Here is a 22,294-nt window from a genome sequence, read left to right on the forward strand (position 1 = left end):
GAAGCGGGTTTCGGTTTCCATCTGCGCGTGGAATGGAGTGCCGAGCAGGGGAGACATCCATGACTAGCGACATGACCGTGATCCAGATCAGCAAACCGGGCGGGCCCGAGGTTCTGGTGCCTGCACGGCGCCCGTTGCCAAAGCCCGGGCCGGGCGAGGTTCTGATCCGGGTGTCTCATGCAGGGGTGAACCGGCCGGACGCGCTGCAGCGGTCGGGGAATTACGCTCCGCCTGCGGATGCGTCCGACCTGCCTGGACTGGAGGCGTCAGGACATGTGGCCACGGTCGGACCCGGCGTGGCGCGGTGGCGCGAGGGCGACGCGGTTTGCGCGCTTCTGCCCGGTGGCGGCTATGCGGAATATGCGGTTGCGCCCGCCGCGCATTGTCTGCCTGTTCCGGCAGGCATGTCGCTGGAGGCCGCCGCCTGTTTGCCCGAAACCTTTTTCACGGTCTGGACCAACGTCTTCATGGCGGGAGGTCTGAAGGCGGGACAGGTTTTCCTTGTCCACGGGGGTACATCCGGCATCGGCACCACGGCTATTCAGCTGGCGCGCGTCTTCGGCGCGCGGGTTTTTACGACCGCTGGCAGCGACGAGAAGGTAGCGGTTTGCGAGCAGTTGGGCGCAGAACGGGGCATCAACTACCGCGAGGAGGATTTCGTCGAGGTCCTGCAGGCAGCGGGCGGCGCGGACCTGATCCTCGACATGGTGGGGGGAAGTTACCTGCCACGGAACGTGAAGGCTTTGAAGAATGGTGGCCGTCTGCAGCAGATCGCCTTTCTGACAGGTCCCAAGGTGGAGCTGAATTTTGCACAAGTCATGGTAAGACGGCTGACGATTTCCGGCTCGACGCTTCGCCCGCAATCGGTTGCCGCGAAAGCGCGGATTGCGGAGGCATTGGAGGCCCATGTCTGGCCGCTTCTGGCCGCTGGTCGCGTAGCGCCCGTGATGGACCGGACATTTCCGCTGGAAGAGGCGGCAGAGGCGCACCGCGCGCTGGAAGCGCCGCATGTCGGAAAGATCGCGCTTCGGGTCGAAGGCCGCTAGCGGATCGGCGCCATAAGCGCGTCGTCCAGCGTACAGTCCCGGCTGACGTCCCGCCCGCAGTCGCGCGGTTCCAGGTCGCGGGTCAGGCAGATGCGCGCCTCCTGAACGCGGCCCTGGCGGCAGGTGATGGTGATGCCGTCGGCCGAAAGCGACGGGTTGTCTTCGAGGAACGCCTCTTCCACCAGCTCGGCGGGCAGGCGGATCGCGCGGGTTATTCTGCGGAAGACAACCGGGCGTTTGACGCTGTCATAGGCTTCCCGAGCGAGGCGATAGTACTCGGCCGATGACAGACCCGTGCAGCGCCCGTGTTTGTTCCACTGGTGCCACGCATTCCCCGACGCGCCGAAAAGGTCGGCCTCGCGTGCCGTGTCCGCGCGGGTGGGATTGCGCGCGTCCGTCGGGCAGTAGCTTGGCCAGCCGCGCTCGTATTGCGGCCAGAGCCCGTGCAGAACCCAGCCATTGTCCGCGTCATCGTCGCATTGCGGCGATCCGCGCCGGTCGCCTTCCAGCGCGCACCATGTCGGCGACCATGAAAGGGCCATGACGTAATAGTCGAAATCTCCGGCGGCCTCGCCCTCGGCGCGTGCCAGACCGGCTGTCGCGATCAGCAGAAGAAGCCAGCGCATTTTCTCTTTCCTTGGGCCGGAGACGTGACTATATACGCCGCAACTTCCCCGAAAACGAGGATAGGGTCCACTCCGGACCGGCCGTTTTCCCCGGCCCCCGATGCTATTGTCAGGAGACGAGCGATGAACAAACCGATCATGGCCAAGGCGACCGCCGTCTGGCTTGTCGACAACACCACGATCAGCTTCAAGCAGATCGCGGATTTCTGCGGCCTCCACGAGCTTGAGGTTCAGGGCATCGCGGATGGCGACGTAGCCGCCGGCGTGAAGGGTTTCGACCCGATCGCGAACAATCAGCTGACGCAGGACGACATCGACGCAGCCGAAAAAGACCCGATGGTCAAGCTGAAGCTCAAGTTCAACCCCGCAGCCGTGGGCGAGGAAAAGCGTCGCGGGCCGCGCTATACGCCGCTCTCCAAGCGTCAGGACCGCCCGGCCTCGATCCTGTGGCTGGTCAAGTTCCACCCCGAACTGTCGGATGGCCAGATATCGAAGCTGGTCGGTACCACCAAGCCGACGATCCAGTCGATCCGTGAGCGGACGCATTGGAACATCTCGAACATTCAGCCGATCGACCCGGTGGCGCTTGGCCTCTGCAAACAGTCAGAACTCGATGCCGCTGTTCAGAAGGCGAACGAGAAAAAGGCGCGCGAGGGTGGCGTGATGACCGATGACGAGCGCCGCAAGCTCGTGTCGACCGAACAGTCGCTCGAAGGTCCTGAAGAGCCCAAGATCCCGACCGCTATTGCCGGGCTCGAGACCTTCACCCTGACCGACAGCCATGACGATGACGAGGACGAGGGCGATCTGCCGGACGCCGATAGCTTCTTCAATCTGCCGGACAGCGACGACGACGAAGACGACGACAATTAAGGGTTCCCTTGGGGTTCCCTCGGCTGCCAAATCTGCCCCGGTCCGGTCTGGACCGGGGCTTTTCTTTTGCGTCAGGCAGTATCGCGGCGCAGTAGCATCAAGGCCAGTCCGCCCACGACCAATTCGATCAGGATGTAGCCCAAGAGAAGCGGATGGGGTGTGCCGTCGACGACCACACTCAGGATGCGCCCTGCTGCAAGTCCCAGCATGAAGACCGCGACGCCCCAGAGCGCAGGCGTGCGGAGCGCTGAGGACATTGCGCCCGACGCCCAGAAAACGGCGCTTGCCAGATACAGCCCCATGATCGCTCTGAAGATGTGTGTCTCGTTCACGCCTTCGACGGGTATTGCGAACAGAAGCTCCATGGTTGCGGCGGGGGAAGCGCCATAGCTGAGGCCTGCCGGTATGACCCCGAGCGCGGCGATAATGAGAAAGAATTTTGTCATGCGTTTTGCCCCCTGGCCTTGTTTCCCTAAGGTCACTCTATCCAATGAGCCCTTTTCCAAGAACCAAAATAGCTCGGAGGGGCTGGAGTGCCGGTCAGGGTGCCACGCCAAGCGGCGTTGCTTCGGGGCATGTGCGGCCCGGGTGATGCGTGGCGCCCAGTCAGGCCTTCTTCATCATCCGCCGTGGAAGACCGCTTCGATATTGTGACCGTCCGGGTCCAGAACGAAGGCCCCGTAATAGTTCGGGTGATAATGCGGCCTGAGGCCAGGCGCCCCGTTATCGGTGCCGCCCGCCATGAGGGCGGCAGCGTGAAAGGCGTCGACGGCCTCGCGACTGGTTGCGGTGAGGGCGACATGCAGCGTTCCGCGTGTTGCATTTTGTTCGGCGAGCCAGAACCATGGCCGTTCATCGCCGTAGCCGGTGACACGTGCACCATCGGTGTGTTCGGTCGGCACATCGAACAGGCGGCGGACACCGAGGGGCGCGAAGGCGGCGTCATAAAATGCGGTGGAGCGGTCGAAATCCGTAATGCCAAAGGTAATATGGTCAATCAAAACTGGTCTCCTTTCGGTCAGAGATGGCGCGACCACGTGGTTGAAAACAGAAATCTAAACGCTTTTTCGTGCCCGTAGAGCGGCTGAAATCGTGCCGTCGTCGAGGTAATCGAGTTCACCGCCGATGGGCACGCCCTGGGCCAGAGAGGTTACGCGTACGCGGGATTCCAGAAGGTCGGCGATGTAATGCGCGGTGGTCTGGCCATCGACCGTGGCGTTGAGTGCGAGGATCACTTCGGTCACCTCTTCGGCGGTGACGCGGTCCACTAGCTTGGGGATGCGCAGGTCTTCGGGGCCAACCGCATCAAGCGCCGAGAGCGTCCCGCCCAGCACGTGATAACGCCCCTTGAAGGCGCCGCCGCGCTCCATCGCCCAGAGGTCGGCCACGTCCTCGACCACGCAGATCTCGCCATTCCGGCGTTTCTCGCTCTGGCAGATGTCGCAGATGTCGGAGGTGCCGATATTTCCGCAGTTCAGGCATTCGCGTGCAGTCTCGCCCACGACCCGCATGGCCTCGGCCAGAGGCATCAGCACGCGGGACCGCTTCTTGATCAGGTGCAGCACCGCGCGCCGCGCCGATCGGGGACCAAGCCCCGGCAGCTTTGCCATCATCTCGATGAGCGCTTCTATCTCGCGGGTGGCGTCGGACAAATGCGCCTCAGAAAGGAAGCTTCATGTCCGCCGGAAGGCCAAGCCCCTCGGTCAGCTTCTTCATTTCTTCCTGGCTCTTGTCGGAGGCCTTCATCTGGGCGTCCTTGATCGCGGCGAGGATCAGGTCCTCGACCACTTCCTTTTCGTCCGGGTTGAAGATCGAGGGGTCAATTTCCAGTCCGACCAGCTCGCCCTTGGCGGTCGACGTCGCCTTGACGAGGCCCGCGCCCGACTCACCGGTGACGGTCATGCTGGCCAGTTCTTCCTGCAACTCGGCCATCTTGGTCTGCATTTCCTGCGCGGCTTTCATCATCTTGCCCATGTCGGCAAGACCGCCCAAACCTTTGAACATCTGTCTCTCCTAGCTGTCCTCGAAAGGATCCCATTCGTCTTCGACCTCGGCCAGCGCTTCGCTGGAGGCCTTGGCCTCGATTTCGTCAGGCGTGCGGATCGTTTCAATCCGCGCCGAGGGGAACGCGTCGAAAATCGCCGCGACCAGCGGCATCTCGCGCGCCTTGGATTCAAGCTCGGACTTGGCGGCGTCGCGCGCCTCGGCAATGGTCGGCTGACCGCCCGAGCCGACGACCGATACCGCCCACCTCACGCCGGTCCAGGCCTGAAGCCGGCTGCCAAGGCGCTGGGCAAGATCGCTCGCTGCATTCCATGAGGGTTCGAATTCGATCCGCCCGGGTTGATAGCTGACCAGGCGCACGCCTGTTTCAACCTCGACCAGCAGCTTCACATCGCGGTTCGAGCGCATCAGGTCGACCACGTGCTGGAATGTTGGGAAGCGGGCCAGCGCGCTTTCGGGCGCCTGCGCCAGTGCCGTCTGCGTGCCGGACGCCGTGACGCCACCGGAGCGGGACATCGACGATTGCCGGTCGGCCACGGCCTGAGCGCCCGCGCTCTGGCCTCCGCCGCCGCCGCCACCGCCGGTCGGCGGAGCAGGGGGCGGAGTCTCGTCCTTGAGTTTTGAGACCAGTTCGCCCGGCGTGGGCAGGTCGGCCAGATGCGTCATGCGGATGATCGCCATCTCGGCCGCCATCATGGCGTTAGGAGCATGAGCGACCTCTTCCAGCGCCTTCAGCCCCATCTGCCACATTCGGGTGAGGACCGGCATGGACAGGCGGCCCGCCATCTCGCTGCCGCGTGCGCGTTCCTCGGGGCTGACGGTCGGGTCGTCGGCGGCCTCGGGCGTGATGCGGATGACGCTGATCCAGTGGGTGATCTCGGCGATGTCACGCATCACGGCGAGCGGATCGGCCCCGTCGGCGTACTGACTGCCAAGCTCTGTCAGCGCCCCGGCAGCGTCGCCGCTCATGATCATCTCGAACAGGTCCAGAACCCGGCTACGGTCGGCGAGACCCAGCATGGCGCGCACCTGATCGGCGGTGGTTTCGCCCGCGCCGTGGCTGATCGCCTGATCCAGAAGCGACTGCGCGTCGCGGGCAGAGCCTTCGGCGGCGCGGGTGATGAGCGCAAGCGCCTCATCCGTGATCTCGGCCCCTTCGGCATCCGCGATGCGGCGAAGCATCGCGATCATCACCTCGGGTTCGATCCGGCGGAGGTCGAAACGCTGACAGCGCGACAGTACCGTCACCGGCACCTTGCGGATCTCGGTCGTGGCGAAGATGAATTTGACGTGGGCAGGCGGTTCTTCCAGCGTCTTCAACAGCGCGTTGAACGCGCTGGTCGAGAGCATGTGAACCTCGTCGATGATGTAGATTTTGTAACGGGCCGACGCCGCGCGATAGGCCACGCTGTCAATGATCTCGCGGATGTCGCCGACGCCTGTGCGGCTGGCGGCGTCCATCTCCAGCACGTCCACGTGGCGGCCCTGACTGATCGCCACGCAATGCTCGCAAACGCCACAGGGGTCGGTGGTCGGGCCGCCGTTTCCGTCCGGCCCGATGCAGTTCATGCCCTTGGCGATGATCCGGGCTGTCGTGGTTTTGCCCGTCCCGCGAATACCCGTCATGATGAATGCCTGCGCGATCCGGTCGGCCGCGAAGGCATTCTTTAACGTGCGGACCATGGCGTCCTGCCCGACGAGATCGGCAAAGGTCTCGGGGCGGTACTTCCGCGCCAGAACCTGATAGCCGCTGTCGGTCTTTTCGCTCATGCCATCCTTGCCGGATTCGTGGGTGGTCGGAGACTAGACCGCCCGCGCAAGGCCGTCCACCGGTCAGGCGGTCAGATAGCTCCAGATCTCGTCCTTGAGCGCGGCGCGCTTCTTGCGAAGTGCCGTCTCAGCCGTGGCGCCGATAGGCTCGATATTGGTCTCGGCGCGGTGCACCTGCCTGTTCACCTCGTGATAGTCGTCGAAAAGCCGGGCGAAATGGGCATCGTTCGCCTTGAGATCGTGCATTTTGACCGTGAAGGCCGGAAATTCTTCGGCGAGCTCATGGGGCGTGTGGGACATGGGTTTCCTCCTGTTCTGACGTTACGCCCAAGGCTATGTCAGAGCGGCCCGCGATCGCCTTGATCCGCGTCAATTCGACTAGAGAAACAGAAGGATAATGCCAGTGACGGCCGCCGACACGGCCATAAGCCCGGCGATCATGCCAATCCGCCGCGTGTCCGGCCCATTGGCGGCGTGATCGTCCAGACGCTCGACAGTTTCCCGCGCGCTTCTCCAAGCCGACCAGAATATGAAGATGGCAACGAAGATAAGCAGGCTGGCCGCGGCCTTTGGTATCCACTCCGGCTGGAACGAGTTGAAAAGCGCCCGAAGTCCCAGAGCCAGCGCAACCGCCGCCATGCCAGTGCGCATCCACCCGGCGAAGGTGCGTTCATTGGCCATGACGGTCCGATCTTCCGCCCAATCGGTCCGGTCCTGGGCCATCTCGTTCTTGTCGCTCATGACGCGAATATACCGTTCCGGCGCCTCTTGTCAGGTCGCGCGGGATGAATTAACCACCCGACTGTTGCCTCCGGGGAGGCCGCCCCGGTCCGCGGAAAGCCGTCATCGGCACCCCCTCAGAACCAGAACGCGACATACTGTCGGTGTTTCTCATGCCCCGAGCAGCGGACCGGCGGGCGGTATTCTGAGGAGCCCCGAGGATGAAATCCCTGGACCAATTGCGCCGTGACGCCAAGGCGTTGAGGCGTGCCTACGAAGCGGGTGACCGCTATGCCCGTGCGCGCATCGAGGCGCACCCACCCCGCGACAGACGCGCAGTCTTGAAACACGCGGACTTTCTGCATGTCATCGCGGTCGAGAACAGTTTCGGAAGCTGGCCCCAGCTGGTCTGGGCCTCCGAGACCGTGGGACTCGACCGGGCGGCGCGGCAACAGCGGCTGAAGGTCGCCATCGCCCACGGCCAGAACTGGGTGACCGAGCGCTTGCTGGCCGAAACGCCGGATCTGGCGGACGACCTGTTCGGACTGCAATGCGCTCTGTATGACCGCGCTTCGGTCGAGGCCGCGCTGGATGAGAACCCGTCGCTCGCCACGCGAGAGTTCGGGCCACGTCGCCCGATCGTGCATCTGGCGTTCTCGAAGTACATCCACGCACGCCCCGATCTGAAAGCGGACATGCTTGCCATCGCTGAAATGCTTTTGGCGAACGGTGCCGATGTGAATGACGGCTATGCCGCGGAGACCGGAAGCGACCACAAGTTCTCCGCGCTCTACGGTGCCATCGGACATGCAAACAACATGGAGCTGGGGCGCTGGCTTCTGGAGAACGGTGCAGATCCCAACGATGGAGAGTCGCTCTATCATGCGACAGAGCTGGGTCATCACGACGGTCTCAGGATGCTGCTTGACGCCGGGGCCGATCCCAACGGTACGAATGCGCTGCTTCGCGCGATGGATTTCGGCGACGTCGAGGCGGTCCGGATGCTCTTGGATGCGGGCGCGTTGGTGGACGACACCAGCGGTGGCAAGTTGCCGTCCGTTATCCCGGCGCTTCATCAGGCGGCGCGCCGCATGTGCGGGCGCGAGATGATCGAGCTTTTGCTGGATGCCGGGGCCGATCCGGTCCGTCGGTTCGAGGGGATGACGCCCTATGCCTATGCCCGCGTCTTCGGCAATGGCGATCTGGCCGAGGCGTTGGAGCATCGGGGTCACGCGACTTCACTGTCGCCCGTGGAAGAGCGTCTGGCACGAGTGGCGGATGGCGCGGTTCTGACGGGGGACTGGATCGACCCCGAGACCTTGCCCGACGCGTGTCGGAACATGATCCGGATGATCCTGCACCTGCCCGGAAAACTGCCTCACGTGCGGCGCCTCGTCGATTCCGGCATGGAGTTCGACCGGCCCGACGCCGACGGGCTGACGCCGGTTCAGGTCGCCGGGTGGGAGGGGTTGCCAGATGTGCTGGCGTACTTCCTGTCGCTCAGCCCGGATATGTCTCATGTGAACGGGTTCGGCGGCACGCTTCTGACGACCATCATCCACGGGTCCGAAAACGCACCCGACCGGAAAGAGCGCGATCACTTGACCTGCGTCGAGATGGTGCTCCGGGAAGGCGTTGCGTTACCGCGCCGCGCGCCCGATCTGGCCGGAGACAAGGTGATTGCGGCCTTTCTGGCGGATTGGGCCGAGGCGCATCCGGGTCAGGTCGTCGATGGAGGTCCGGCGTGACCGTGCCATGTCTGCAGCCGACCGAGGCGCAGGCGGTCGCGCTTCTGTCGCGGGGGATCGAGGGACCGGTGGTGATGCTGAACCTGCTTCGGTTCCGTGGGGTGGCGGATTACACCGCCACCCCGTTGCTGGCTCCGGACGAGCCGATCAGCGGCAGCGCGGCGTTCGATCTTTATGTCGACGCCACGCGTCCGCATCTCGAACGCTCGGGCGGGACGATCCTTTTCTCAGGCGCGGGCGGCCCGTTCTTCATCGGTCCCGAGGCCGAGCAGTGGGACCGTGCCATGCTGATCCGTCAGGCATCGGTTCAGGCTTTCATCGGCTGGGCGACGGATGAGGCCTATCTCGATGGGATCGGGCACCGGACCGCCGCGCTTCTGGACAGCCGCCTCTTGCCGCTTGTGCCTGACGGGGTAACGTTGGCGAGCGACTGAAAGGCAGAGACCATGTTCCGCATCGCAGAGCTTCCGCTTGGCAAGGGTTGGCTGGGTATCTCGCCCGCACCGGGGCGGGGCGGGGCCTATTTGTCCGACGTATCCCGGATCATTGCATGGGGTGCGGACATGGTTCTGACCATGACCACGATGGCAGAACTGAAGCGTATCGGTGCGGCGGGTCTGGGCGACGATCTGGCGGCGGCGGATCTGCAATGGCGGCACCTGCCAATCCCGGATTTCGGCGCGCCGCCGCCAGAGGTTCAGAAGCGCTGGCCCGAGGTTTCCGCAGAGGCGCACGAGATTCTCGCGGCGGGTGGGCGCGTTCTGGCGCATTGCTATGGCGGCTGCGGACGCTCCGGCATGGCGCTGATGCGGCTAATGGTCGAGGCGGGCGAAGACGCCGACCCGGCCCTCGCACGGCTCCGGGACGTGCGGCCCTGCGCGGTGGAGATGCCCGACCAGCAGGCTTGGGCCGCAATCCCGATGTACCAGCGGCTGGGCTGGAACCCGTGAGCGATGCGCGCCGCTTCTGGGTGACGCTCCTTTTCGCACTCTGGGCGCTGGCCTTCGGTTACTCCTTCGTTTCGTTCATGACGACGCCGCCCGACGGCGAAGGTTTCACATTGGGTTTAAACCGGATTTCGGCCTACCTCGGCTGGCAGGGGATCGCGGGTGTGCTGTCCCTTGGCCTTTGGGGGGCGGCGCGCGGCTGGCCCAAGGGCACGAGCGCGCGCCAGCTGAGTGCCGTTCCGCTGCTCTTGGCCCTGTTTCACGTCATGCTGATCGTGGGCGTCATTCTCTGGGGACGTTCCGGCCAAGGGGGCTAGCCGTCCCGGTCGCGCCGCTTGTACGACATAGCCTCTTTCACCATTTTGCCGAAGCCTCTATCACGCGCGCGTGCCTCGGCGATGCTTTCGGAATTGCGCATGTCCTCGGCCAGAAGTTTCCGCCAGCGTATCAGCCTGTCGGGGTGGAGCGTGCCGTCCGCGATAGACGCCTGCACCGCGCAGCCGGGTTCGCGGTCGTGGGCGCAGTCGGAGAACCGGCAGTTAGCGGCCAGATCCTCGATATCCTCGAAGACCGCTGCGATGCCGTCGGCCACATCGGTCAGGCGCAGCGCCCGCATCCCCGGCGTATCGATCAGCCAGCCGCCATGCACTGTCGGCACCAGTTCGCGCGCCGTGGTGGTGTGCCGGCCCTTTGCGTCATCCTCGCGGATCGCCTGCGTCGCCGCGGTTTGCCCGGTCAGCGCGTTCCGAAGCGTGGTCTTGCCAACGCCGGACGATCCGACCAGCGCCAGGGTCTCCCCAGTCCTGCACCAGGGTGCAAGCCGCGCGACATCTTCGACATCGGTGGCGTCGAGCGTGATCGCCGTCAGAAGCGGCGACAGACGTTCGGCCTGGCGCTGATAGCTGCGCGGATCGTCGGCGGTATCGGCTTTGGTCAGGATGACGAGAGGCAGGCACCCGGCATCGGCGGCAAGAACGAGATAGCGTTCCAGCCGCGCCACGTTGAAATCGGCGTTGCAGGAGCTGACGATCCCGAGTGTCGTCACATTGGCGGCGATCAACTGATCGCGGGCATCCGTTCCCGCAGCACGACGGTTCAGGACCGACAGGCGGTCAAGACATCCAGTCACTCTGTCGTCGGCAGTCAGAACCCAGTCGCCGACAGCAAGGGGCGGAACGCCGGGCGGGACGCTCAGGCGGCGCGGGCCATCAGCGGTAAGGGCATCCACGCCATTGCGGTGGACCGCAGCGATGCGGGCAGGAATATCGGTGGTGTCGGTGATTTGCGCCTGAAAATGGCGCGACCAGCCAAGGTCGGCAAGAGGGGCGGTATTCATTGAGTCAGTTCCCGAAAACGTAACCATGCGCCAAGGGCCGTCTTGGACCATGGCGGTTTGTTCGGGCTCGGAAGGCGGTGCCTGTTCAGGCGGCCTCGGCCCGGAGGGATGACACAATGACCATAAATCCTCCGATGCGTTTCAGGGTGAGAGGCTGGACAACGACCCAAGCGGGGCTCGTTACGGCTGCTTCCTTCCGGACCTGACCGGGTTGGCGAGGCGCCTGCCCGCGCCAACCTCTCAAGGGTGCAGATAGGGCTTTTGGCGAAGATTCGCAACCGGTCGGCGTGATCGGGCCCTGTCGACGGCAGAGGCGTGAAAATGAGCGCCGCCATGCCTATCTCTGATGAACTGAATGATCAGGAGTGACGGAATGGCACGGAAATACGATACGGTTCTGGTGACAGGAGCCTCTTCGGGCATGGGCAAGGACTTTGCGCATCGCCTGCTGAAGAGCGGGTACACCGTATTTGCCGCAGCGCGAAGCGTCGACAAGATGCAGGACCTGAAAGATGCCGGGGCCATCGTTATCGGAATGGACATCGCGCGCGACGAAGACATCACGGCCGCCGTCGAGATCATCCGCGAACGGACCGGCGGTGTGGATATCCTGATCAACAACGCCGGCTTCGCACAATACGGCCCGGTCGAGGAAACGCCTGTCGAGAAAGCGCGCTACCAGTTCGAAGTGAACCTTTTCGGTCTGGCGCGGCTGACGCAGCTTCTGATCCCTGACATGCGCGAGAAGGGCAAGGGCCTTATCGTCAACCTCTCGTCCATGGGGGGCGTGATCTATACGCCCATGGGGGCGTGGTACCACGCGACGAAACACGCCGTTGAAGGCTGGTCCGACGCGCTGCGGTTCGAACTCGAACCTTTCGGGATCGACGTCGTCATCCTGCAGCCTGGCATCATCCGCACCGGGTTTGGCGAGGCGCTCGAGAGCAACTATCAGGGTGATGAGACCGGGCCCTATGGCAATACCATCCGGGCGATGAAGGAGGGGACTCAGGCAATGTACGATGCCGGAAAGGGTTCGGACCCGCGGGAGATTACTGATCTGCTGATGCAGGCGGTCCGCGCCGAGCGTCCGAAACCCCGCTACAGCGCCGGCTATATGGCGCGGCCGTCCATGATGATGAGGCGTCTTCTGCCGGACCGGTGGTTCGACCGGCTGCTCCGGTCGCAGATAGGCTGACCGCAGGCGGCTTGTCGGTTGAAGGCTCTGCCCCGCTCCTAAGGGTCGTTCACCAGGGATAATTCAGAAAAGGCGACGGGCTTTGCCGCGCGGTATCGTCGCGCTTTACGTATGCGTCACTTTAACGGCGCAACTTCGTAGGCATTATTACATCGTCCGGTCACAGTCGCATGCAGAAGTGCGCATTCAAAGTAAACGAACGATCCGGGACAAAAAATGCGAACACTTCTGAAAACGTTTCTCGCTGACGAAGCCGGCGCAATCACAGTGGACTGGGTGATTCTCTGTGCCGCGATCGTCGGTCTGGCTATCGCGGTACTGACGGCAGTTGGCGACGGTACAATGACGTTTGCCGACAGGCTGAGCCTGTGGATGTCGGACGCGCCGATCACCACCACCTACTAAGGCCGCTGGCGATGGCGACGGAATGCGGATCTGAAGAAATCCGCAAGACCGTCGCGCGACCAGCTCAGGTCGGCTGTCGTTCCGCCCAGCCCGCGAAGACCTTCTCCAGCGCGACCACGACGTAGTAAAGCACGATGCCGAGGAAGGCCAAGGCGATGAGGACGGCGAACATCAGCGGGTAGTCGCTGTTGGTCTTGCCGCTGTCGAAAAGCGCACCAAGGCCTCGGCCATGGGGGCTGACGATCTCCATCAGGTTTGTGCCGATAAAGGCGAGCGTCACCGCGACCTTCAGCGCGCCGAAAAATTCGGGCAGCGTCTTCGGCAGCGCGATCTTCCAGAAGATGGTCGACTGGCTGGCGCCGAGCGACCGCAGGATGTCGCGGTATTCGGGTTCCAGTGTGGAAAGCCCGATCGAGACCGACACCGCGATCGGGAAGAACGAGATCATGAAGGCGATCAGGATCGTGTTGAAATCGTGGGCGCCGACGAAGAGAAGCGCGACGATCGGCACCACGGTCGCCTTGGGGATGGCGTTGAAGCCCACAAGCAGCGGGTAGAGCGCGTCGCGCATGGTGCGCGAAAAGCCCATGATCATCCCGATCAGGACGCCGAAGGCGATGGCGAGCAGCAGGCCTACGACCGTCCGCCAGAGCGTCTGCCAGCCCATCACGAGGAACAGTTCCCAGAAGCGGGAATAAGCCGCGGGCAGGTCCGACGGCGAGGCCATGATGTAGTTCGGCCAGCCATTGGCCCAGACCAGAAGTTCCCAGAGGGCCAGAAAGATCACCATGGCGACGAGCGGGACGGCGACTTTGCGAAAGCTCATTCAGCGGCCTCCTCTGCGGGCGCGCGACCCTGCGCGATCTCGATCTGGTGGCGGAGGATGTTCAGCCGGTCTGCCGCCTCGGGCGTGTACAGATCATCGAGCGTGGGGATGCCCTCGCGCGGAATATCCATCACATATTGCGTCGTGGCCGGACGGCCGGACAGGACGACGACCTGATCGGCCAGAAAGATGGACTCGCGCAGGTCGTGGGTGATGAGAACGCCGGTGAAGGGCTCTTCGGCCTTCAGTCGGTGCATGGTCTGCCAGAGATCTTCGCGTGTGAATGCGTCGAGCGCACCGAAAGGCTCGTCGAGTATAAGCACCTCGGGCTTGTGGATCAGCGACCGGCAGAGCGAAGCCCGCTGGCGCATCCCTCCCGAAAGCTCGGAAGGCCGCTTGTCCTCGAATCCCTTGAGACCCACCAATTCCAGAAGATGCCGGGCGCGTTCTTCCTGTTCGCGCTTCGACATGGGTGTGGACACGATTTCCAGGGGCAGCATTACGTTCTTCAGAATGGTCCGCCATTCCAGAAGGACCGGGTTCTGAAACGCCATGCCGACGGTCGAGCGGGGGGATTTGACGCGCTCTCCATGCAGCCAGACCTCGCCCGTGTCGGGCTTCATCAGGCCTGCGATCAGGCGGGTCAGGGTGGACTTGCCGCACCCCGACGGTCCGACGACGGCAACGAAGCCGCCCTCGGGAACCGAGATATTCAGATTGTCGAGAACGGGCAGAGGGCCTGCCTCGGTCGCGTAGGCGTGGGTGACGCCCTTGATGTCGATCAGCGCTTCGCCCATGTCCGCGGCCTTTTGTTGGGTGGTGCCGGGCGGAGCGCATTCCCTGAAGGAATGCGGCACATCTCTTTGAAAGAGATGTTCCCGCCCGGTCCTGTCGTCAGTTCAGTGTGAACCCGCCTTCAGGCAGATAGGCGTCGGTGAAGTAGAGCGACGCGTCCGGCGTGTTCTGGTAGTCGTAGGTCTCGCCAAGCTGCGAGATGGCCGTTTCCATCCGCGCCGGGTCGATCCCGCCCATCCCGTTGGCCTTGACCCAGTCGGTGACGACGTTCTGGTCGATGGCCATCTGCAGACGCTCCTGCTCCAGCGCCTTGTCGGCAGCGGGGTTGCGCTCGACGAGGGACTCGATGCCAGCTTCCGGGTTGTCGATGACGTCCTGCCAGCCCTTGGCAACAGCACGCAGGAAGGCCCGAACGGTGTCGCCGTTCTCGGCAGCCCAGTCCGTGTTTACCAGGATCGCGTTGCCATAAAGCTGTAGCCCGTGATCGGCCATGAGGATGTTCGAGATGTCGTCATCCGCCACGCCGAGACGCTTGAGGTTGACGACCGACGAGAAGGAAAAGCCGGTGATCGCGGCCACGTTGCCTTCGGCGAGCATCGGCTCGCGGGTCGGGAAACCCACAGGCTCGACGGTGACGGCACTGACGTCGATGCCGGTTTCCTTGGCGAAGACAGGGAACTGCGCCCATGCGCCGTCCGGTGGCGGCGCGCCGAGGACCTTGCCTTCGAGGTCTTTCGGTTCCGACACGCCGAGCGACTTGCGGCCGACGATGGCGAAGGGCGGCTTGTCGTAGACCATCATCACGGCGGTCACCGGCGCGCCGGGGTTCTGGTCGAGGAATTTGATGACCGAGTTGATGTCGCCAAACCCGATCGGGAAAGCGCCGGTGGCGATCTTCGGAATGGTCTGGACCGAGCCTGAACCGGCCTCGATCGTGACGCTCAGCCCTTCATCGGCGAAGTGGCCGTTATCGATAGCGGCGAAATAGGCCGCCGAAGGGCCCTCGAATTTCCAGTCGAGGGCAAAAGGCACCTCGGTCTGGGCGCTTGCGACCGTTGCGGCAAGCATGCCGGCGGCCACGGCAATGGCGCGATGGAACATTGGCAGCATCCTCCAGTTGGTAGTTATGTGTTCAGCCGAACACCTTGTCGGACCGCACGGAAAGGGAAGCCAGCGCACCCCCCAGTCTCGCGGCATTGCCGTGAAGGTTTGCCCAACGGGTGAGCGATGCGCAAGAGGTTTGCTGGTTTTTTGGGCGGGTCGGCAGGCCGGTCGTGGGAGTGCCATGGCCGAGAAACGCACTTGCCGGTCACTGGCGGTGAGATGATAACTTGCAGCCGAGCGGGACATGCGCGGCGCGAATACCCTAGGGGGGTTACATGGAAGGCGACAAGGCCCTGCGCAGAGCGACGATCGGGATCTTTCTGATCCTGTTTGTGCATATGCTTATTGTGGCGAACCAGTTTCTTATTCCGGTGGTAGCTGCGGTGCTCGCCTATCTGGCGTTGCGACCTGCTCAGAAGTGGCTTGCCCGGCGCGGCATCTCCGGCGGCGTCTTCGGGGCCGTGGTGATCGTCACCGTCGCTTGTTCGCTTCTCTTAGGCGCGACGTGGCTGTCGAAGCCTGTGGCGGAAAGCGTCAGGCTTCTGCCTTCTGCGATACGGGATGCCCAATCCGCGCTTCGCGACGGGCCGCCGGGCATCTTTTCGGAGCTGACCGAAGCCGCAAAAGAGGCGCAGGAGGCGGTAGAGGAAGGAAGCGGAGAGGACCCGGAAGAAGAGCAGACGGTCAAGGTCAAGGTCGTGGAAGACGACAAGACCGTTCAGCAACTCGCGCTGCTCGGGCCGACACTTCTGGCTCAGGTGGTGCTTTCCCTGGCGCTTCTGTTTTTTCTTCTGTCGTCGGGGGATCTGTTTACGCGCAAGATCATCGACAGTTTCGACCGGTTCGAGGACAAGAAGCGCTCGCTCAAACTCCTAACCGACGCACAGGACGATCTGGGGAACTATCTGGGCGGGATCACTCTGATCAATTTCTGTCTTGGGGTGGTCATCGCGATAGGCATGTATCTTTGGGGGATCCCGCAATACATGGTGATCGGATTCCTCGGCTTCGCGCTGAATTTCATTCCTTATCTCGGCGCGATCCTCGGGACCGCAATCGCCGGTCTGCACGGATATGGCGCGTTCGGAGACATCTGGCCCGCGCTCGGTGTCGCCGCAACCTATTACGGGGCGAGTGCCATCGAAGGCCAGTTCGTGACGCCATACGTGATCGCCAACCGCCTGCGGCTGAACGCACCGGTGGTCTTTGTCGCGGTCGCCTTCTTCGCCTGGGTCTGGTCATTCATCGGAATGATCGTGGCCATTCCGATCCTGATCGTGGTCAAGCGCCTGTTGGACGCCAACGCATCGACGGCGAATATCGGTCGTTTCCTCGAGGGTGAGACAGTGGAGGAGCGCGTGACTCCTCCGGCGCCGTCCGAAGACTAGAATGGATGTGTGCCGCGCGTGACGGCGCGCGGCACGGTTGCTCAGAGCTTCAGACGGAACAGGGCAAAGCCGTCTGCTCCGTCACCTGCAGGGGCGATATCTACGCCTTTGAGGTCGTCGATATAGTCCGCCGCCTTTGGTCCGGTCTCAAACAGGACGGTCGCGCCCTCCATGGGAGCGAAGCGCCAGTTGGCGTCGGCTGACGGCTGGATTGTGCCTTGTTCGACGATATACCGCACGATGACGTCGCGGTTGGTGTCGGGCGCCTCGAAGATCACGGTCGAGCCGTCGGCGCCGGGGAACGATCCTCCGCCTGAGGCCCGGTAGTTGTTGGTGGCGATGATGAACTCCATGTCGTCCGTCACCGGCGCGCCATTGAAGGCGAGGTTTTTGATCCGGTTGGCGTCGGGGTTCAACATCCCGCCCTTCGAGTCGTATTTTGAGGGCTCTGACAGGTCGATCTGATAGGTCACGCCGTCGATCACGTCGAAATTGTATGACGGGAAGTCGGGGTTCAGAAGGCGCTGTTCGTCCCCGTCCTTGTCGATCTGGTTGAACATGCCGGCCGAGCGCTCCAGCCAGTCGCGCACCTGCGCCCCGGTCACTTTCACCGCCCGGACCGTGTTTGGATAGAGATAGAGGTCGGCCACGTTCTTGATCGCCACGTCGCCCGCGGGCACGTCGGTGTAATACTCGGGTCCGCCACGACCGCCGGCCTTGAACGGCGCTGCGGCAGAGAGGACAGGAAGTCCTTCGTACTCCGTCCCTCTCATCATCTCTTCGATGTACCATTTCTGGGCGATCGAGACGATCTGGACCGAGGGATCGTCGGCCACCAGTGCGAAATAGCTATGCAACGGCGCGGCGGTCTTGCCCACGGCGCGGCGGACATAGGCCAGCGTTTCCTGATGGTCCGCGAAGGTGGCATCGAGCACCTTGTCCTCGCTTTCCACCAGCGCGGTGATCGATCGGTCCTCGTTCCGCTGGCTGATGGGGCGCGTCTCGACCGACTGATTGACCACGCGCCATTCGCCGGCGTCACGCTCGAGCATCAGGTCTATTACGCCCAGGTGCGAGCCCCAGAACCCGCCCATGGTCGCGGGCTTGCCGTGGATCAGACCGGCCTCGGCATCGACGGCGGCATAATCGGCATAGGTGGGCGAAGGGAAGACGAGGTGGCTGTGCCCGGTCAGAAGTGCATCGACCCCGTCCACGGCGGCGAGCGGCACACTGGCGTTCTCCATCATGTCGGTCTCGTCCGCCGAACCGATGCCCGAATGGCTGAGCGCGATGATGATATCCGCGCCTTCTTCGCGCATCTGGGGCACATAGGCCCGCGCGGTCTCGAGGATGTCGCGGGCGGTGACGTTGCCCTCCAGGTGCTTGCGGTCCCAGTTCATGATCTGGGGCGGCACGAAGCCGATCAGACCCACCTTGATCGGGTGCGCCTCGCCCGCGCCATCGGTGAGCATCCGGTCGAGAATGACATAAGGGCGGATCAGCGTGGTGTCGGCGGTCGGGCTGCCGCCCCGTTCCTTGACCACATTGGCTGAGACGATCGGGAAATCCGCACCCGCAAGCGACTTCATCAGGAAGTCGAGGCCATAGTTGAACTCGTGATTGCCAAGGGTCGATGCATCGAAACCCACGGTGTTCATCGCCGTGATGATCGGGTGCATATCGCCCTCTTTCATGCCCCGCTCATAGGCGATGTAGTCGCCCATCGGATTGCCCTGAAGAAAGTCGCCATTGTCGAGCAAAAGCGCGTTCGTCGCTTCGGCGCGGATATCCGCGATGTGGGCGGCGGTGCGGGCCAGACCGACCGTGTCGACGGGCCGGTCGCCGTAATAGTCGTAGGGCCAGACATGCACGTGCAAATCGGTCGTTTCCATGATGCGCAGATGCGCCTGCCCCGCTGCGGCGCGAGCAGAGAACGGGTGCAGCATGGTCAGACTGGCGCCGGCGGTGCCGGCAAGAAAGGAACGGCGGGTCATGCCCGGAAAGACATAGCGTGTCATGAGACGGAATGCTCCCTGAAGATGCGATGAATTTATCCGATCAGTTTGGCACGGCACTCCGTATCGGAAAGCGAAATCGACGCTTGGCGTTGCGGCAGGCGGCAAGATGCCGGAAGCATGGGCGCTTTCGCGGTTTACCGGCAGGCGGGGTCATGCCAAACCCGCCGTACCACTCACGGGAACGGACGATGCGACAGGGCGAATCGGTGACCTTCGGCACTTCGGGGCTGGACCGGGCGGCGGCGCTGCGGGCCGATGCGGCGCGGTTGGGCGAAATGCTGGCGTCCGGACCCGTGGTCCTGCCTGTCTGGCGGGGGAAGCCCTGTCTCGATGCCCAGACGCGCGCGGCCTTCTGGGTGTCCGCCGATCACAAGGTTCTGACCCATGCCGACGAGGCGCCGGTCTTCCTCGGTCTGGACAACGGAACGCCACGCTTCGCGCAGGACATCTCCGGCTGGGATCCCGAGGCGCTGCCGGACACGCTTGGTGCATTTCACGACCCGTCCGAACAGCGACATCCGGCGCTTGGCGATGGTGCCGTCTTTGCCGAGCTTCGCGCCAATATGACCCGTCTCACCCGCCGCGATGCCGAGCTTGTCGCGACGGCGCGGGCGATCCTCGGTTGGCATGAAAGTCACGGGTTCTGCGCGAATTGCGGCACGAAAAGCGTGATCTCGAACGCCGGGTGGCAGCGCGACTGTCCCGCCTGCGGACGCCACCATTTCCCGCGCACCGACCCTGTCGTCATTATGCTTATCACCCATGGCAACAGCGTTCTGATGGGGCGCAGCCCCGGTTGGCCCGAGGGGATGTATTCGCTGCTGGCGGGCTTCGTCGAGCCGGGCGAGACCATCGAGGCCGCTGTCCGCCGCGAGACCTTCGAGGAGGCAGGCGTTACCGTGGGGGAGGTGCGCTATCTCTCCTCGCAACCCTGGCCTTTCCCCTCGTCGCTGATGTTCGGATGCGAGGGCCACGCGACATCCGCCGAGATCAGGATCGACCCGAACGAGATCGAGGATGCGCTCTGGGTCAGCCGTGAAGACATGATGCAGGCCTTCGCCGGCGCGCATCCCCTTATTAAGCCCGCGCGCAAGGGGGCCATCGCGCGCTTCCTGATCGAGAACTGGCTTGCCGACCGGCTGGACTGACGGCAGAACGCGCCCATGAACCTGACCGCCCGAGAAGATATCGACGCGCCCAAGGACGCCGTTTTCGCGGCAGTCACCGATTTCGACCGGTTCGAGCGTCGGCTGATGCGGCGCGGCATCGACGTCTTGCGCGACGAGAGCCACGCTGACGGTCTCGTGGGCCTCCGCTGGCGTGCGCCCTTCGACTGGAAGGGCAAGCGCTATGACATCGAAGGCGAACTGGTCTCGATCGAGCCGGATGACGGGTTCGCCGTCGAGGCGCATTCCTCGGGTCTGATCTGCCTCGGCGTGGTGGATCTTGTCGCGCTTTCCAAGACGCGGACCCGGCTGATGGTGTCGCTCGACATTCGCGCCACGTCACTCTCGGCTCGGCTTCTGATCGGCTCGCTCCGGCTGGCGGGGGGCACGATCGAGCACCGCTTTCAGGAGCGGGTGTCGTCCTTTGCGCGGGAGTTGCCGGGGGCTCTGGGTTAGTCGCCATCGTGATTGATGCGCGCGGGCGACGGAGGAATGGGCTGCAGGAGGAATTCCTTTGGATCAACAGGTATCGGGCAGCTGTCTTTGCGGAGCGGTGAGATTTCTCATCTCTGGCGCGTTCGAGAGTTTCTTTCTGTGTCACTGTTCGCGTTGCCGAAAAGACAGCGGCTCGGCTCATTCCGCAAACCTTTTCTCATCCAAAGCCGAGATCGAATGGTTGGCCGGACTTGACCACGTCAGGACGTTTCAGCTTCCCTCCACGCGCCACGTGAAGAGCTTCTGCTCGGCCTGCGGTTCTGCAGTTCCGATGCTGCAAGCGGACAAAGCCCTTTTGGTCGTGCCGGCAGGCTCCTTGGACAGTCGCCTCGACATCCGGCCAGACGCGCGCATCTGCTACGCCAGCCGGGCTGAATGGACGGATCAACTGGCGCCGGTTCCCACGGTTGATGGCCTTCCTGGCTAGACGCTTTCGGAAAGGGCGGTCAGCGAATGCATTCGTTGTCCATTGCCGGGGCTCCCATCTCTGGTTGGGGCCACTCCTAGAAGGCGCCGCTTTCGAGAAGCCTGAGGCGGGGCTGGTGTCTTGCGTTGTATAGATATCTCGCCCATGCAGCGAAGAGAGGCGTCAATAGCCCTGCTTCAATCTCGATCGTGTCGGTCAGAACGCTTCCGCCCTCGTATGGGGTAATGGACAGGGTGTGCCGCCAACTTTTCACTCCGGCTCCTTTTTCTACCGAACGCAAGATCATCTCCGCGTCGTCGCATTCTAGAACATCCATGTGATAGGCCTGCTTGGGCAACTTGCCAAACAGGGAGACATCGACATCTATCGACTGCCCTGTTCGGGTGCGGCCGTCCGGCAGACCTTCGAACGCGACGATGCCCTCGGTAACGCGGCTCAATCCGTCATAGCTGGTCGCGAGGGCCCATAGCCGCTCTGCGCCAACGGGATAGAAAAAGCGCGTGCGTATTGTTCTAGGCAAATTCGTAATCCCTGATCTTGGTGCTCGATTGACTGATGTTTTGCACCGTCCATCACGCTGAACGGTCGCTTTACGCAGTCACCGCCCCAGCTTGGCGTGCACCTCGTCGAGGTCGATCTCGCCCACCGGCATCTTGTTGCCGGGGTTCTCGAAATCGTAGCGGAAGAGGTCGAAATCGCGTTTGTAGATCTCGTAGGTCAGGTGCATCGACAGGTCGTCGAAGAACTCTTCGACCTTGTGCGCCATTTTCGGCCCGTGGCCTGCGCTTTCGTTGAAACGGGGAATCTCGCCCAGATCGACCGGAACAGGTGTTTCGACCGCGTCCAGAACCGCCTGCATTCCGTCGTTGAACTGCTCGGTCCAGAAGATGCGGTCATAGCGGCCGCCGTTCACGATGAAGGTCGAGATATGGCCCGACATGGATGACCAGTGGATGTCGGGGTCCATGGGCTTGCGGAACCGGATCGTGTCGCGCGCGAAAAGCAGGAAACGGCGGAACATGGCGATCTGGTCGAAATCCCCCTCAACCTCGATCCCGTATTTCTGCGCCAGTTGCGGCACGAGGTTGCCGCGATAGCGTTGGCCGTTCCGCTGAATGCCGGCGATCTTGTCGAAGAAGGACGACAGAATGCGGTTGTAGGGGTTGCGGACGAAGCTGAAGGCGAAGCTCTTGTGTTCGGTCACGTTGGCTTCGATCCGGGGCTTCGAGGCCTCGAGCGCCCACTTGTGCAGGCCTTCGGTCGCGTCGTGGATGTCGCCGTCGAAAAAGCGGCCATGATCCGAGTAATGCATGATCTGGCCGATGGTCGAGCAGGCGCATTTCGGCACGACCCGATAGACCATGCTTTCGCTCTCGGTCATCCAGGTGCCGGGAAACCCCAT

Annotated in this window: 27 protein-coding genes and 1 other RNA gene; 12 read left to right on the forward strand and 16 right to left on the reverse strand. The window is 63.2% G+C overall.

Features of this window, described 5'->3' with window-relative positions:
• The first annotated feature begins 59 nt into the window (after positions 1 to 59).
• Complete coding sequence (locus tag GQ651_RS11350) at positions 60 to 1,046, forward strand: NAD(P)H-quinone oxidoreductase (protein WP_227258149.1); 987 nt, start codon at positions 60 to 62, stop codon at positions 1,044 to 1,046.
• Here GQ651_RS11350 and GQ651_RS11355 read toward each other — a convergent pair.
• Positions 1,043 to 1,672 carry a ribonuclease T2 family protein gene (locus GQ651_RS11355; protein WP_160764369.1) on the reverse strand — a complete coding sequence of 210 codons (630 nt, stop codon included), beginning with the start codon at positions 1,670 to 1,672 and terminating at the stop codon, positions 1,043 to 1,045. The genes GQ651_RS11350 and GQ651_RS11355 overlap by 4 nt on opposite strands.
• A 123-nt stretch (positions 1,673 to 1,795) precedes the next feature.
• On the opposite strand from GQ651_RS11355, the gene GQ651_RS11360 reads away from it, so the two are divergent.
• Entirely contained in the window at positions 1,796 to 2,545 is a 750-nt protein-coding gene (locus GQ651_RS11360) for a DUF1013 domain-containing protein (protein WP_160764370.1), read from the forward strand.
• Positions 2,546 to 2,616: 71 nt separating this feature from the next.
• Here GQ651_RS11360 and GQ651_RS11365 read toward each other — a convergent pair whose 3' ends face one another.
• The 7 genes from GQ651_RS11365 to GQ651_RS11395 form a co-directional block, all read right to left on the reverse strand.
• A complete protein-coding gene (locus GQ651_RS11365; RefSeq protein ID WP_160764371.1) occupies positions 2,617 to 2,991 on the reverse strand; it encodes a DUF4345 domain-containing protein in 375 nt (124 codons plus the stop codon).
• Positions 2,992 to 3,165: 174 nt separating this feature from the next.
• On the reverse strand, positions 3,166 to 3,546 hold the full coding sequence (locus GQ651_RS11370) for a VOC family protein (protein WP_160764372.1): 381 nt from the start codon (positions 3,544 to 3,546) through the stop codon (positions 3,166 to 3,168).
• A 54-nt stretch (positions 3,547 to 3,600) separates the two neighbouring features.
• Positions 3,601 to 4,197, reverse strand: coding sequence for a recombination mediator RecR (recR, locus tag GQ651_RS11375; RefSeq protein WP_160764373.1), 597 nt, complete (start codon positions 4,195 to 4,197; stop codon positions 3,601 to 3,603).
• Between the two features lie 7 nt (positions 4,198 to 4,204).
• Entirely contained in the window at positions 4,205 to 4,549 is a 345-nt protein-coding gene (locus tag GQ651_RS11380; protein ID WP_160764374.1) for a YbaB/EbfC family nucleoid-associated protein, read from the reverse strand.
• Positions 4,550 to 4,558: 9 nt separating this feature from the next.
• Positions 4,559 to 6,319 (reverse strand): DNA polymerase III subunit gamma/tau, encoded by a 1,761-nt coding sequence (locus GQ651_RS11385; RefSeq protein WP_160764375.1) that lies wholly within the window; start codon positions 6,317 to 6,319, stop codon positions 4,559 to 4,561.
• 63 nt (positions 6,320 to 6,382) lie between these two features.
• The gene (locus GQ651_RS11390; RefSeq protein ID WP_160764376.1) at positions 6,383 to 6,619 is read right to left on the reverse strand and encodes a YdcH family protein; all 237 of its coding nucleotides are present in this window, start codon (positions 6,617 to 6,619) and stop codon (positions 6,383 to 6,385) included.
• 78 nt (positions 6,620 to 6,697) lie between these two features.
• Entirely contained in the window at positions 6,698 to 7,060 is a 363-nt protein-coding gene (locus GQ651_RS11395) for a YidH family protein (RefSeq protein WP_160764377.1), read from the reverse strand.
• A gap of 200 nt (positions 7,061 to 7,260) precedes the next feature.
• Here GQ651_RS11395 and GQ651_RS11400 point away from each other — a divergent pair, with 200 nt between their 5' ends.
• Genes GQ651_RS11400 through GQ651_RS11415 form a run of 4 tightly spaced genes read left to right on the forward strand, consistent with a single transcriptional unit; the run spans position 7,261 to position 10,051 of the window.
• Complete coding sequence (locus tag GQ651_RS11400) at positions 7,261 to 8,787, forward strand: ankyrin repeat domain-containing protein (protein WP_160764378.1); 1,527 nt, start codon at positions 7,261 to 7,263, stop codon at positions 8,785 to 8,787.
• On the forward strand, positions 8,784 to 9,221 hold the full coding sequence (locus GQ651_RS11405) for a DUF1330 domain-containing protein (RefSeq protein ID WP_160764379.1): 438 nt from the start codon (positions 8,784 to 8,786) through the stop codon (positions 9,219 to 9,221). The genes GQ651_RS11400 and GQ651_RS11405 overlap by 4 nt, the downstream gene beginning before the upstream one ends.
• A gap of 12 nt (positions 9,222 to 9,233) precedes the next feature.
• Entirely contained in the window at positions 9,234 to 9,737 is a 504-nt protein-coding gene (locus GQ651_RS11410) for a phosphatase domain-containing putative toxin (protein ID WP_160764380.1), read from the forward strand.
• On the forward strand, positions 9,734 to 10,051 hold the full coding sequence (locus GQ651_RS11415; RefSeq protein WP_160764381.1) for a hypothetical protein: 318 nt from the start codon (positions 9,734 to 9,736) through the stop codon (positions 10,049 to 10,051). The genes GQ651_RS11410 and GQ651_RS11415 overlap by 4 nt, the downstream gene beginning before the upstream one ends.
• On the opposite strand, the gene rsgA is transcribed toward GQ651_RS11415, so the two are convergent.
• The gene (rsgA, locus tag GQ651_RS11420; RefSeq protein ID WP_160764382.1) at positions 10,048 to 11,070 is read right to left on the reverse strand and encodes a ribosome small subunit-dependent GTPase A; all 1,023 of its coding nucleotides are present in this window, start codon (positions 11,068 to 11,070) and stop codon (positions 10,048 to 10,050) included. The two genes, GQ651_RS11415 and rsgA, sit on opposite strands and share 4 nt — an antisense overlap.
• Before the next feature lie 145 nt (positions 11,071 to 11,215).
• Positions 11,216 to 11,312: signal recognition particle sRNA small type (ffs, locus tag GQ651_RS11425), an RNA gene on the reverse strand.
• A 131-nt stretch (positions 11,313 to 11,443) separates the two neighbouring features.
• On the opposite strand from ffs, the gene GQ651_RS11430 reads away from it, so the two are divergent.
• The gene (locus GQ651_RS11430; protein WP_160764383.1) at positions 11,444 to 12,268 is read left to right on the forward strand and encodes an oxidoreductase; all 825 of its coding nucleotides are present in this window, start codon (positions 11,444 to 11,446) and stop codon (positions 12,266 to 12,268) included.
• Between the two features lie 216 nt (positions 12,269 to 12,484).
• Positions 12,485 to 12,673 (forward strand): hypothetical protein, encoded by a 189-nt coding sequence (locus tag GQ651_RS11435; RefSeq protein ID WP_160764384.1) that lies wholly within the window; start codon positions 12,485 to 12,487, stop codon positions 12,671 to 12,673.
• Between the two features lie 64 nt (positions 12,674 to 12,737).
• Here the strand turns inward: GQ651_RS11435 and GQ651_RS11440 are convergent, their stop codons facing one another.
• From GQ651_RS11440 to GQ651_RS11450, 3 genes are all read right to left on the reverse strand, one after another.
• Complete coding sequence (locus GQ651_RS11440) at positions 12,738 to 13,499, reverse strand: ABC transporter permease (protein ID WP_160764385.1); 762 nt, start codon at positions 13,497 to 13,499, stop codon at positions 12,738 to 12,740.
• On the reverse strand, positions 13,496 to 14,296 hold the full coding sequence (locus GQ651_RS11445; protein WP_160764386.1) for an ABC transporter ATP-binding protein: 801 nt from the start codon (positions 14,294 to 14,296) through the stop codon (positions 13,496 to 13,498). Before GQ651_RS11445 ends, GQ651_RS11440 begins: the two co-directional genes overlap by 4 nt.
• A 97-nt stretch (positions 14,297 to 14,393) precedes the next feature.
• Positions 14,394 to 15,395 carry an ABC transporter substrate-binding protein gene (locus GQ651_RS11450; RefSeq protein WP_160764387.1) on the reverse strand — a complete coding sequence of 334 codons (1,002 nt, stop codon included), beginning with the start codon at positions 15,393 to 15,395 and terminating at the stop codon, positions 14,394 to 14,396.
• Between the two features lie 278 nt (positions 15,396 to 15,673).
• On the opposite strand from GQ651_RS11450, the gene GQ651_RS11455 reads away from it, so the two are divergent.
• Positions 15,674 to 16,786: an AI-2E family transporter gene (locus GQ651_RS11455; RefSeq protein ID WP_160764388.1), complete on the forward strand. Its 1,113-nt coding sequence runs from the start codon at positions 15,674 to 15,676 to the stop codon at positions 16,784 to 16,786.
• 41 nt (positions 16,787 to 16,827) lie between these two features.
• On the opposite strand, the gene GQ651_RS11460 is transcribed toward GQ651_RS11455, so the two are convergent.
• Entirely contained in the window at positions 16,828 to 18,804 is a 1,977-nt protein-coding gene (locus GQ651_RS11460) for a bifunctional 2',3'-cyclic-nucleotide 2'-phosphodiesterase/3'-nucleotidase (protein WP_160764389.1), read from the reverse strand.
• A 188-nt stretch (positions 18,805 to 18,992) separates the two neighbouring features.
• Between GQ651_RS11460 and nudC the strand changes: the two genes are divergently transcribed.
• Genes nudC through GQ651_RS19095 form a run of 3 tightly spaced genes read left to right on the forward strand, consistent with a single transcriptional unit; the run spans position 18,993 to position 20,892 of the window.
• Complete coding sequence (gene nudC, locus GQ651_RS11465; protein ID WP_160764390.1) at positions 18,993 to 19,952, forward strand: NAD(+) diphosphatase; 960 nt, start codon at positions 18,993 to 18,995, stop codon at positions 19,950 to 19,952.
• A gap of 15 nt (positions 19,953 to 19,967) precedes the next feature.
• A complete protein-coding gene (locus GQ651_RS11470; RefSeq protein WP_160764391.1) occupies positions 19,968 to 20,426 on the forward strand; it encodes an SRPBCC family protein in 459 nt (152 codons plus the stop codon).
• A gap of 58 nt (positions 20,427 to 20,484) precedes the next feature.
• The gene (locus GQ651_RS19095) at positions 20,485 to 20,892 is read left to right on the forward strand and encodes a GFA family protein (RefSeq protein ID WP_160764392.1); all 408 of its coding nucleotides are present in this window, start codon (positions 20,485 to 20,487) and stop codon (positions 20,890 to 20,892) included.
• Positions 20,893 to 20,968: 76 nt separating this feature from the next.
• On the opposite strand, the gene GQ651_RS11480 is transcribed toward GQ651_RS19095, so the two are convergent.
• Positions 20,969 to 21,331, reverse strand: coding sequence for a hypothetical protein (locus GQ651_RS11480; protein WP_160764393.1), 363 nt, complete (start codon positions 21,329 to 21,331; stop codon positions 20,969 to 20,971).
• Positions 21,332 to 21,490: 159 nt separating this feature from the next.
• Complete coding sequence (locus GQ651_RS11485) at positions 21,491 to 22,294, reverse strand: sulfotransferase family protein (protein ID WP_160765140.1); 804 nt, start codon at positions 22,292 to 22,294, stop codon at positions 21,491 to 21,493.

Origin of the sequence: Kangsaoukella pontilimi, assembly GCF_009830125.1 — a bacterium.
Lineage (GTDB): Bacteria > Pseudomonadota > Alphaproteobacteria > Rhodobacterales > Rhodobacteraceae > Kangsaoukella > Kangsaoukella pontilimi.